Origin of the sequence: Kiloniella spongiae (genome assembly GCF_001026905.1) — a bacterium.
Classification (GTDB): Bacteria; Pseudomonadota; Alphaproteobacteria; order Kiloniellales; family Kiloniellaceae; genus Kiloniella; species Kiloniella spongiae.
Genome location: NZ_LAQL01000023.1, coordinates 1 through 11755, shown reverse-complemented (window position 1 = coordinate 11755; position 11755 = coordinate 1). Strand labels below are relative to the sequence as shown.

Sequence of the window (11755 nt, the reverse complement as noted above, 5' to 3'; positions counted from 1 at the left end):
TGAGCCCTGAAAGTTCTTCCATTTTAATGTAGGTTCATTTCTTAGTATACGGTTTGAGAAGTATCCAAACTGAAGCATTGTTAAAGACAGGGTTTAATCCGAATGAAATAACAAGTAGACTACAAGGAAAATATTGGCCTGTTCTAAAGAGTTTTATTCAAATGGAATTGGTTTAAGATATTAGTATATGGCCGAATTTTAGTTCTCTTTATATTAGGTTGGAAATGCTGAGATTTACCCTTAAAGCTGCATGTAGTGGGATTCAAATTAGAAGATGGAAGAGACGAATAAGTTCACAGGGAGATATGAAATCATTGTAATAAAATCTAAAACTCGGCGTACTGACTCAAAGATAGTACCTGATTTAATTTTAACAATCTGTATAATAGCCGAGTAAAGTTAGGTATTATGGTGTTCGATCAGCTCAAGGTTTCAGTCGTATTGGCCGTTTATAATGCTGATAAATATATAGCTAATGCAATTGAAAGCGTGCTTTCGCAAACATTAAGTGATTGGGAGTTGTTGATCGTAAATGATGGCTCAACTGATAACTCTCTAAAAATTATTGAAAACTATGCGCTTCAAGACAATCGAATAATAGTAATTGAAAATTCACAAAATATAGGCCTTTCCCTTAGTCTTAATAAGGGTATTGATATTGCTAAAGGGCAATATATTGCTCGTATGGATGCTGACGATATTGCGTTATCTAATAGGTTGGAGCGGCAAGTCTCTTTCCTACAAGATAATCTTGATCATTATCTTGTAGGAGGCAATGCAACCTACATGGATGAATCGGGAATAGAAGCAGGTCAATCTAATCTACCGTTACATGATTGGGAAATTAGGGGGCGTTGTCTCTTTCATAATCCTTTTATTCATCCTGCGACGATGATGCGTGCAGATTTATTTCGTTCTAACTCGGGTATTCGTTACGATAGTAGTTTTGATACAACTCAAGATTGGAGACTTTGGATTGATTTTTTGAATACCGGTAAGGCCGCAAATTTAGCCGAGCCTGTTATAAAGCAACGTATACATGAAAACTCTGTTTCTGTTAAAAAAAGAGCGCAGCAGATTCAAAATAGCCTTCGTATACAAGAAAAGTATTGCAAGGATTTGCTTGGCGACACCTCATGGGACAAAGATTTTTTTCTTGAATTAAATACGGTTTTTCTGTCTGATAGAGCTATTGCAGATAAGCTTGGTCGAGACCGTGTAAAGGTATGCCATCAAGTACTAAGCTTTTCGGAGGAGATAAACGCGATGCTTCCAACTAGTTCTGTCAAGCCGACCACAGCATTTATTCTCAGACGCTGTGTCGTGATGGGGTTAATGCCGCCGATTAAAAATGGGTGGTCGAAGTTGTTTTTTCGAATTATGTCCAGAAGCTTAAGTTTAATTTGATATTTTGGAACTTCACTAGGCGCCTATGTTGGCAAGAGAGTTTTATGGGACTATATCGATCCAGGAAAGCCCATGCAGAACGGATTTTTAGAGAGTTTCAATGGCAGTTAAGAGACGAATGCCTCAATGAGCATCAATTCTCGAGCTATCGTCATGCACGGGGATTGTTTGAGCTGGATTAAACGAATCTTTCTCATATTAACCATAATCACACCAACTTGGAATTACCTAGTACAGTCCTGAAACAATTCATGGTAAAGCGCTTCGTATTCAGCGACACATGACTTCAGTGAAAAAGTATCTAAAGCTCTCTCCTTTGCTTTGGTTCCCATCGCACTCCGTAATTCTACGTTTTCCATCAACGCCTCAATCGCGTTTGCAAGAGCTTCAGGGCTTCGAGGAGGCACCACTAACCCCGTATGCCCATCAATTACAGCTTCAGCATTCCCTCCTACATCTGTAACAATCATGGGTAACCTAGCAAGCATCCCCTCTAAAACAGCATTAGAAAACCCTTCTTCGTGCGACACAAGCAAACCAATATCAGACGCATTCCACAGATCAGATACATCATCCCTCGCCCCAACAAAACACACTTGATCACACAGTTTATTCTCAAAAACAAAATTTTCTAAATCAGACCTTATGCCAGATGAATCATGTCCAACAATTATTAATTTCCAGTCATTTCGTGACAACATGGTGCATGCTTCAAGAAGATCATGATGTCCTTTATAGGGTATTAAATTGGCAACGATAGTTAAAATTAAGTCACTAGAATCTATTCCCATTGATTTCCTGATGTCTTGCCGAATAGATCGAGTTTTTTCAACGACCTGAACACCATTATAAATCAAGGCTAATTTAGCTTCATCTACTTTTTCATCCACCTTGAGTTCATCAATAATTTTTTGGGAGTTACCTAATATTTTATCCACTCTCTTGTGTAACCAAAACTCTAAGCTCCGAACAATTGGCCAATATTTTTTTTGATATAAATTTAAACTTCTGCGACTCATCAATTTTTTTGATCTGCGATGAAGTAAACTCACAGGCCCCATCAGTAAATAACTAGCCGGAAGAAAAAAATGGACACTATCCGGATTTCTGCGAAGTAAGAATTGATAGAAAGAAACGACAGATATAAAAAGCAAAATCGGCTTTAACAAAAAGGGTAGTTTCTTTAACAACATATTACAAGGCGGTGCATAAACCTCTACTCCTTGTTCTTCAAGAATAGTAGAGAGCTCCCCCTTACGAGAAAAACAATAGACAAAAGTTTGAAATTGGCTACGATCCAAAAGAGGTAACACGCTTACCAGATGTGTTTCAGCCCCTCCCCTATCTAAAGACCCTATGACAAAACATAGTTTCTTTATGTTATTCATTCAGTTTCAACCTCTACAAACATCATAAGGGAGTGTATAAGGTGCAAGAAATCATATAAAGACGAGAGCCAATATTTCCAGAATTTCATTTATGATTGCCCGACGATACTTTATTAACTTGGTTTAGTGGAATTAATATCAGACAGCCGAGTAATAGATTCATCATTTAAAATGGCTGAATACAAGGCATTATAATCCGAAACTGACCTATTAAGGGAGAATTTCTCTCTAACTCTTTTGCGGCCTTTTGCGCCCATTTCCATTCTTAAAGTTACGTTATTTAGAAGTGACCAAATTGCAAAAGTCAGCGCATTGCAATTCTTAGCAGGAACCACAAAACCAGTTTCCTCATCCAAGACCGCTTCAGCGTTTCCTCCTACATCCGTTACTATCATTGGCAAACCAGCTTCCATCCCCTCTAAAATAGCGTTTGAAAACCCTTCTTCATGTGAAACAAGTAATCCTATATCAGAGATTGCAAAAATTGCATCTACGTCAGATCTCGGCCCCATAAAAGTTATTTTTTCAGCTACCCCCAATTCACACGCCATAGCACGAAGGCTTTCACCTATACCATCATCACGCCCGACCACCAATAATTGCCAATTTTCTTTCCCCATCTTCTTGAGGGAAGCAAGAGCAAGGAACAAATCCTTGTGTCCCTTATAAGGAATAAGGTTCGCAACTATTGTCATAATAAGACAATCTTGACGAGGTCGAATCTCTTTGCGAAGTTCAATTAAATCTTGGTCCGTAATTTTTTTTGACTCTATACCATTATAAATCAAACAAACACGTTCTGGTGATGCTCCCTCCCCAAGCAATTGCTTTATCACATCTTTAGAATTACCCAGAACTGCTTTCATTCGTTTATGAAAAAATCGCTCCAGCTTGGCAACAACTGGCTTTCCAGTCATGTAATTGTTCTGGCTTCGTCGGCTCATCACCAAATTTCGTCCGAAAGATAACCACGAAATTGGAGCCCCTAACCAATAGCTTTCAGGTAGAAAAAAATGAATAATGTCCGGCCTCTTCATAAAATTATAAATCATTAACTGCAGTGATATCACGGCAAGCCTAAATATTCGAAATACAAAAGATTTAACATTAGTTCCTGACACGGGAACCCAAGGATAAATTAACTCCACACCCTTTTGTTCCATTTGCTCTGCTAGCGGGCCTGGAAAAGCCAACAAAAAAATCTTGATATTATACCCCAACAAAACAAGTTCAGGTAAAACCCTGAGAAGATGCAGTTCACACCCCCCACGCGATAAACTACCAATTACAATAAGTATTGTTTTTTTGTCAGACATTAAATAAGGAAAACATTTCAAACAAAGAAACCTAAGATGCACCACTCTCATCTACTAAAAGCATACACATTATAGTTGCTCTAGTAAATTGAAATAAAACAAATTATTAGATACAAGACCGTATAATTATCCATTGTATTTTCTAAGAATGCAAAAGCTTAGTTACCCCCTAAAATACTCGCAGATACAGCATCTTAATTTTATAGCTTCCCTTTGAATTGACAAAATCGCCCCTCCCGCATAGATTTCGCAAAATTACAGTGGCGAATCTTATGCAAAAAAATAAAAACACCAGCCTATACTAAGGACACTTAATGAGCTTTTCATCACTCAATTTCGTTTTGTTATTTTTACCAATTCTTAGCATCTCGCTTTTTTTCATTAATATCTTTAATATAAAATTATTAACGACACTTCTACTCCCCATTACAGTGTCCTTCATTTTCTATAGTTTGTCAGGAGTACAAAATTTAATTCTTCTCGGTGCATCAATTTTTTTAAACATAGCCTTAGCTAAGGCGCAAATATTATTGATAGATAAAAGTTCGAAGAAAATTTATCGCAAAATTGTGTTGTCAGCCTCATTAACTCTAAATCTAGGAATATTAGCGTATTTCAAATACTCTCTATTAAATGTTAATCCACTAACTATATCGCGGGATTTTAACACCTTTGAAGAGATGATACTCCCATTAGGCATATCATTTTATACATTCCAGCAAATAGCATTTCAAATTGATTGTTACTGGGCAAAAGTTAAAGAACTAAGCGTTGAAAATTATGTTTTATTTGTGAGTTTCTTTCCTCAACTCGTAGCAGGCCCAATAATGCATCATTCAGAAATGATGCCACAATTTGCGTACATAAAAAAATATGGCCTTTCATTTACTTCGTTTCGAGCCGCCCTTGCGTTGTTTTCAATAGGCCTATTTAAAAAAGTTGTTATTGCTGATAAAGTAGGCGCCAGTGTTGACTCTGTGTATACTCCTCTAGCCCAAGGGCATGATATTCCATTACTGGATGCTTGGGCGGCAGCTATTGGTTTTCCATTACAAATATACTTTGATTTTTCAGGTTACTCTGACATGGCCTGCGCTTTAGCTTTATTATTTGGAATAAAATTAACCTTAAACTTTAACTCTCCATTTAAATCCCTGAGTCTCATAGAGTTTTGGAGCACTTGGCACATAACCCTCATGAGATTCTTCAGAGATTATGTTTTCACACCTCTATCCTACAGGCTGACAAAATACTCAATAAAACAAAACTACAACACAATTGCATCCTTTCTTATCACGCTAGCCTTGCCAGTAATAATTGCCTTTTTATTAACAGGATTATGGCATGGATCAGGAACAACATTCTTAATTTTTGGAGGAATACACGGTTTAGCAATCTCACTAAACCACGCATGGAGATACTTCAAACTTCCATCTATCAACAAAGGTGTTAGCTGGTTCCTAACAATGCTTTTTGTTTGCATTTCGTTTATATTCTTAAGGGTCCCAGAAACAGATAGTTTAATAAAGATGCTACACTCATTACACTCTGGCGCTCTATATTTGCCTAGCCAATTTGAACCATTATTATCTAAAGTAGACACAATCAACCTTGTTTTTGGAGCAGGTACATTTGCATTCTTTGAGCATGGAATAATGATGTTTACAACAATGCTTATTGTCATAATCATCTGCCTTACACTTCCAAATTCGAATCAACTGATGAAAAATGAGAAAACTATTCTCAATTATCACGAATTACCTAATTCGTACCTACAATTTAACTATTCCAAACGGTGGGGATTTTTAATTGGCTTATCACTTGCAATTTCACTAATAGCCATGTCATTTAACACAGCAGACTTTATATATTATCAGTTCTAAATTATACTCTTGGACTTTACCATCATGCCCCAAAACTCAAAGTGGATTTTAATGGTGCTTATTGGTTTTGCAAGCATCACCATACCATTAAATGCCCTAGTTTTGATAGCTGATCCCTACAGTCAGTTTTCATTGCCTTCGAAATACACTTCAGGAATTTATAAAAAAATACGCTTTTCCGGGCCGGGACTTGCCCGAAATGCGAAGTACGAAATCGCTGTGTTAGGGGCATCTGCAGCCAGACCATATAGTCCAGAAATTATAGCTGAATTAACAAAGAAAAAAGCCATAAATCTAGCTATTGATGGAGGCACGGCATTCGAACAAAAATTAATGGCAGAGGCTGTCTTAAAACAAAAACCTTACGTAACAATTGTTTGGCAGCAAGCATGGTTGATTCACAAATGGCCAGAGAAATCTACTCGGTTGGGAACTAATAACTTTCCCTATGAACTATACACAAAAAACCCACTAAATATTGTTAAATATCTTAATAATCCCAAAAGCATTTACTTATCGATAAACTCTCTTCTGAATACAATCCCTCAGGATTTTACCAAAACCTTGGGTGTCACCCCCTGGGAAAAAAGAGTTGAAGTTGACGATTTAGAGAAAAACGTTCAGTACTACAAGGGTGTAGCATATAAAAAAGCACTATTAGAACACCCAATTCACAAACAAAATAAATTCAATCCCATAACATTTGATCGGCGCTTCGCTGCAAATGTAACATCAGTTGTAACCACGGCACCTGATGCAAGATTTATTTTTATATTGCCCCCATATCCTTCTTTAATGAATGATGTCTTCTTTAAAATATTCCCTAATGATATCAACTATATTACAAGACTTCGGAGTTCACTTGAAACTCTTACACGCACCTATAAAAACGTTACGGTTATTGATTTTCAAGATCGATCAAATTTTCTTCAAAATAAGCGTATGTATAAGGACTTACTCCATTTTAAAAACTCATATGCGAGCGTATTACTAGAAGAAGTATTCTCTAGAAGCAATATGTTAAGGAACTAACATGAAAAACTTTGAAATTATTGCCAACTTGTTAAAAGAGATTTGGCCTGAGCATCATGCAAAGTTAACATCAGAGATCTGTCAACTTTCTTCTGATGATGCTTTTCTACTAGATTATATTGCAGAAAAAATCATCTTGATTAAAAAAGATAAATTGAAACAAGCAATAAAGAATTATAAACAAACTTGTGCTGTTATTGTTCAGGAAGAAATTCACTTTCGTAGAACACAGTCCTATCGCTTAAAAACAGAACAACAAGCTGATACAGAAATATATTCCAATAGTAGTTTTATGGATATGTATCTTGACGGGCTTCTAATATCCCAGTTGTTCTGGAGTAATCACTTCAAAGTGTTTCAGTTTTTTTGTAGTAGTTTTCTCACTCAAATTTCTAAAGACGACACACTAAACAGGTTTGTTGAAATTGGCCCAGGGCACGGGCTATTTCTTTCTGAAATAGTAAAAAAATTACCTTCTAGAGAATGCCTTGGATATGATATAAGTGAATCAAGTCTTCGACACACCTCACAAGCCTTACAGAGTTTAGAATGCGCTGCCAATGTTCAACTCATAAATAAAGATATATACAACCTGCCAACTGATCAAAATTTTGATGCCATTATTTTAAGCGAAGTTCTTGAACATCTAGAAGCACCTCAGGAAATCTTAACTAAGCTGTCTCATCACCTCACACCTAAAGGTCTACTGTTTATAAATGTTCCGGTATGCAGTCCCGCTCCTGACCACATTTATTTATTTAAAACCCCTAACGAAGTGCAAGATATGATAACTTCCTGTGGGTTCCGTGTAAACGAAACTCGCTACTTCCCGATGACGGGATATTCTCTTGAGAGAGCAATAAAATCTCAAGCAACAATTAGTGTTGCGGCCATTTGTCAGCTTTCTACATAGCTTATTGAGGAAAATTATGACCATTTACGAACAGTTAACAGAGGTTTTTCGTGATTTTTTTGACGATGAACACTTAGTTGCCACACCAGAGCTATCATCAAACGATATTGCACTTTGGGATAGCTTAAATCACATCAGATTGATGATCGCCGTTGAAGCTGCATTTGGCGTAGAGCTTAAAACCGAAGAAATCACAAATCTAAAAAATGTAGGTGAACTTGCTAATATTCTTGAAAATAAAACACATTCATGAGCGAGAGTAATTGTGAATAAAATTGAAAATCAAGAATGGCTCCCAATTAAAGAAAACAATTGGCGAGAAAACGTTGCTTCAATAACCTCATCTGTAGAGAATAATTTAGCTGAACAGTTAATACACTTGGCACAGTATCGCTTAAACGAAACTGATTTAAATTATCTATGCAAATGCCTTAATAAAATTCGTAAAATTTCTAATGCAACGTTAAGAAATTTACTCTCTTTGAAGATATTTATAATTGGTGACCATACATTGAACCATATAATATCGTCGTTAGAAGCTACAGCTTTACGAAGAGGAATTAATCTCACAGTATCAGTAGCATCCTTTAATCAGGGAGTTCAAGCTGCTATAGACCCAAATTCAGAACTGAGAGCAGCAGATTTTGATATAATTTGGGTATTCAGTAACATTCATGAACAGCAGCTTTGTAATAATTCGAACAATAATAGCCCTTTTGGAGGACGAAGTGCTGCAAAGCAGATGATTGAGAAAATTAACTTAATTATCACAACCTTATCTAAGGAAAAGCCTAAAGCCACTTGTGTTTTGACCACACTCAATGCACCACTGGGTAGAACATTTGGCTCAATGGAAGAGATACTTGGAGACAGTAAGGCAGCAGCCATTAGAACAATTAATGATTACATTCGTACACAAAGCATGCCTTGTATTGATATTGAATATTTAGCTGCGACAGTAGGCATAGCAAATTGGTACGATCGAAAATATTACGATGTCGCAAAATATCCTTTTTCTCCCAAATACTTACCATTATTCTGCGATTATGTAGTTCGCATGTTTGCAGCTCTTTACGGTAAAAATAAAAAATGCCTTGTTCTTGATCTCGACAACACTCTTTGGGGTGGGGTAGTTGGTGATGATGGTTATGAACATATAGAAATAGGGAATGGAACACCAAAGGGCGAGGCTTTCCTCCGCCTTCAACAAACCATACTAGATTTGAAACAGCGGGGCGTAATCCTCGCAGTATGCTCTAAAAACAATCATCAAGTAGCTCTTTTACCATTTAAGAAGCGGCCTGAAATGCTGTTAACAGAGGATGATATTTCTATTTTCATCAGTAATTGGCACGATAAAGCTACAAATATCAAAGGCATAGCAGAAACCTTATCAATAGGTTTAGATAGTATTGTGTTTTTAGATGATAATCCAGCGGAACGGGAAATTGTTAGACAGAAACTACCAACAGTATCTGTAATTGAACTCCCCGATGACCCTAGCCAATATGCTGATATTCTGCTTATGGGAGGATGGTTTGATATATGCAGCTTTACTAATGAGGATTCTAACAAAACACATCAATACAAAGAAAATGAACAGAGAATTAATGCTTCTAAAGAGCACGTAACAATTGACAGCTATTTGAAAAGCCTTTCCATGACTTTACAAATAGACACAATATCAGACAAAACATTTCAACGTACAGTACAGCTGATAAATAAAACTAACCAATTCAATATGACAGCCCAACGATATAGCGAAGCCCAAATATCAGAGCTCATGAGAGATGATCGGTATACAATTATTGTTGCTTCACTTCATGACAAGTTCGGTAGTAATGGGATTATTTCAGTAGTTATATGTAAACATGAAGGAAAAACACTTATTATTGAAAATTGGGTAATGAGTTGCAGAGTACTTAAAAGAGGCGTTGAATATGCGTTAATTAATGAGATTACACGACTTGCTAATACAATGAACATTGAGAATATTACTGGTTATTTCAAGGCGACAAGTCGGAATGACTTAGTATCAACTTTCTATAATGACATGGGCTTTATCATGTCTTCAGCTGAGATTACAGCTGATAGAAATATACAAGAATGGGTTTCCATCCCCGCTCAAATTGGATCATTAAAACATTTTATTAACATAAACTCATCTATCAAATAATGATGACTAGCTTAAGTATGACAACTCACAAAAAAATAATAATTAAGTCTGAGGATGTAGAAAATTTCAGCAAATTATCAGGTGATGTCAATCCTATCCATATTGATAAAGAGTATACTAGGCGTACCTTTTATGGACGCCCTATTGTGCATGGCGCATTAGCAACAATTAGATGTCTTGGTGAACTCCTATATCCAAAAATAGCAACAACCCATATTCAGCTTATTAACATAAACTTTAAACAGCCTGTTTTTTGTGATGAAGTCTGTTTTTTAAAACAAACTACATCGCAAAATAAGATTCGGTTTGAACTCTGCGATAACACACAAACTTTGATAAGTGCTTCTCTAACTCTAAAAGATACTTCTATTCCATCACTAAATAATACCACTGACCTACTCCCTCCAACAAACAACTTCTCCGTCAACTCTCACTCTCATAATCCCAATGAAATGGATGAAATTCAGATAACAAAATTTTACTCTTCATCACCTCCACCATTCAACAGTCATTTTCTTAACAATCTTCAAGGGAGCCTTTCTACACCAATACCAATACCTCTTTTGTATGCACTGTGCGGTTCGAGCTATTCCGTAGGGATGCGATGCCCAGGATTATATTCCATTCTTGCCAACCTAAAAATTCAATTTGGTGATATTGAAACAAGTCAGAACTATCACTGCCGCTCGCTCCTTTTTAGGCACAATATTGTTAAGTTAGAAATGAAACACTCACATTTTTCAGCTACCATTGACGCTTTTTTTAGACCTAAACCACTTATCACAACAAATTTTGAAAAAGTTTTGAATGTAACACCTCACCTTACAGATAAAAAAAGGAGCCTTGTTGTTGGAGGCAGTCGCGGCATAGGTGCTTTAGCTGTTAAACTTTTAGTAGCATCAGGCTTTAAAACTGTTTTCACTTTTGCTCAAAGTGAAGGAACTGCATCAGAGCTTGCCAAGAATATTAAAGCAAATGGCTATAGCGTTGAATATCAAAAACTTACAATTTCAGAGAAAAGCAATGTGCCACTTGCCTCTATTAAGGGTGCTCCATTTGATATCTTATTATATTGTGCAACTCCTCCATTAGTTTTTAATCATGGGAGCTGGGACGAAGCACTATACCAAAAATATTACCACATGTACGTAAATGGATTAAAAAAATTACTTCAAATCAAGAATTCAAGTTTACTAACAAAAGGAGCAACCGTTATTATACCTTCAACACAGGCAATCAATGAAAAAACACCAGGTCTTAATGAATACATTAGAGCAAAAGAACAGGCAGAAAAAAAACTGTCCACATTCTGTTCAACTAAACACTGGAAAATAAGAATAAAACGCTTACCTATACTCCCTACTGATCTCACCAATCGTCCTGGAGCGGTTTTTAATAATGACGAAGTAAAAGAGGTTTGTTCACTACTTGGTATTCAAGGTTTGGCCAGAGTTAATCCGACATTTTATGCTAAATAAGTATTGCATGTTAAAGAGTTATCTCTTTTCTTTGTTACTCATTTTGTGTGCTCACTAACAATGTAGTAGCAACTAATGACAATGGGTCCTTCGATGTCTGCCCCTAACTATTAACTTATTAGGCTCAGGACCTATTAATTTTAGGGATTCCCTTTAGCTCTG

Annotated in this window: 9 protein-coding genes and 1 pseudogene; 8 read left to right on the top strand and 2 right to left on the bottom strand. The window is 36.4% G+C overall.

All coding sequences use genetic code 11. From position 1 onward, the window contains the following. Window positions 1–408 precede the first annotated feature (408 nt). Window positions 409–1407, top strand: coding sequence for a glycosyltransferase family 2 protein (locus WH96_RS20185; RefSeq protein WP_053006181.1), 999 nt, complete (start codon window positions 409–411; stop codon window positions 1405–1407). A gap of 36 nt (window positions 1408–1443) precedes the next feature. After that, window positions 1444–1568, top strand: a pseudogene (locus WH96_RS22615) (integrase core domain-containing protein); the annotation flags it as partial. Between the two features lie 63 nt (window positions 1569–1631). Here the strand turns inward: WH96_RS22615 and WH96_RS20180 are convergent. Together WH96_RS20180 and WH96_RS20175 are read right to left on the bottom strand one after the other, a co-directional pair. Then, window positions 1632–2795: a glycosyltransferase gene (locus WH96_RS20180; protein ID WP_047766055.1), complete on the bottom strand. Its 1164-nt coding sequence runs from the start codon at window positions 2793–2795 to the stop codon at window positions 1632–1634. A 113-nt stretch (window positions 2796–2908) separates the two neighbouring features. Then, on the bottom strand, window positions 2909–4111 hold the full coding sequence (locus tag WH96_RS20175) for a glycosyltransferase (RefSeq protein WP_053006180.1): 1203 nt from the start codon (window positions 4109–4111) through the stop codon (window positions 2909–2911). Window positions 4112–4425: 314 nt separating this feature from the next. On the opposite strand from WH96_RS20175, the gene WH96_RS20170 reads away from it, so the two are divergent. Genes WH96_RS20170 through WH96_RS21640 form a run of 6 tightly spaced genes read left to right on the top strand, consistent with a single transcriptional unit; the run spans window position 4426 to window position 11593 of the window. Further along, window positions 4426–5994 carry an MBOAT family O-acyltransferase gene (locus tag WH96_RS20170; RefSeq protein WP_053006179.1) on the top strand — a complete coding sequence of 523 codons (1569 nt, stop codon included), beginning with the start codon at window positions 4426–4428 and terminating at the stop codon, window positions 5992–5994. A gap of 24 nt (window positions 5995–6018) precedes the next feature. After that, entirely contained in the window at window positions 6019–7026 is a 1008-nt protein-coding gene (locus WH96_RS20165) for an SGNH/GDSL hydrolase family protein (RefSeq protein ID WP_047766054.1), read from the top strand. A gap of 1 nt (window position 7027) precedes the next feature. Further along, window positions 7028–7939: a class I SAM-dependent methyltransferase gene (locus tag WH96_RS20160; protein WP_047766053.1), complete on the top strand. Its 912-nt coding sequence runs from the start codon at window positions 7028–7030 to the stop codon at window positions 7937–7939. A gap of 16 nt (window positions 7940–7955) precedes the next feature. Then, window positions 7956–8192, top strand: a complete 237-nt coding sequence (locus WH96_RS20155; protein WP_047766052.1) for an acyl carrier protein — start codon at window positions 7956–7958, stop codon at window positions 8190–8192. A 12-nt stretch (window positions 8193–8204) separates the two neighbouring features. Beyond that, window positions 8205–10115 carry an HAD-IIIC family phosphatase gene (locus tag WH96_RS20150; RefSeq protein WP_053006178.1) on the top strand — a complete coding sequence of 637 codons (1911 nt, stop codon included), beginning with the start codon at window positions 8205–8207 and terminating at the stop codon, window positions 10113–10115. 17 nt (window positions 10116–10132) lie between these two features. Further along, window positions 10133–11593 (top strand): SDR family NAD(P)-dependent oxidoreductase, encoded by a 1461-nt coding sequence (locus WH96_RS21640; protein WP_053006177.1) that lies wholly within the window; start codon window positions 10133–10135, stop codon window positions 11591–11593. Window positions 11594–11755 lie beyond the last annotated feature (162 nt).

Excerpts from the sequence above, each read along its gene's own strand:
- WH96_RS20185 (WP_053006181.1), top strand. The coding sequence starts at position 409 with ATGGTGTTCGATCAGCTCAAGGTTTCAGTCGTATTGGCCGTTTATAAT.
- WH96_RS20180 (WP_047766055.1), bottom strand. The coding sequence starts at position 2,795 with ATGAATAACATAAAGAAACTATGTTTTGTCATAGGGTCTTTAGATAGG.
- WH96_RS20175 (WP_053006180.1), bottom strand. The coding sequence starts at position 4,111 with ATGTCTGACAAAAAAACAATACTTATTGTAATTGGTAGTTTATCGCGT.
- WH96_RS20170 (WP_053006179.1), top strand. The coding sequence starts at position 4,426 with ATGAGCTTTTCATCACTCAATTTCGTTTTGTTATTTTTACCAATTCTT.
- WH96_RS20165 (WP_047766054.1), top strand. The coding sequence starts at position 6,019 with ATGCCCCAAAACTCAAAGTGGATTTTAATGGTGCTTATTGGTTTTGCA.
- WH96_RS20160 (WP_047766053.1), top strand. The coding sequence starts at position 7,028 with ATGAAAAACTTTGAAATTATTGCCAACTTGTTAAAAGAGATTTGGCCT.
- WH96_RS20155 (WP_047766052.1), top strand. The coding sequence starts at position 7,956 with ATGACCATTTACGAACAGTTAACAGAGGTTTTTCGTGATTTTTTTGAC.
- WH96_RS21640 (WP_053006177.1), top strand. The coding sequence starts at position 10,133 with ATGACAACTCACAAAAAAATAATAATTAAGTCTGAGGATGTAGAAAAT.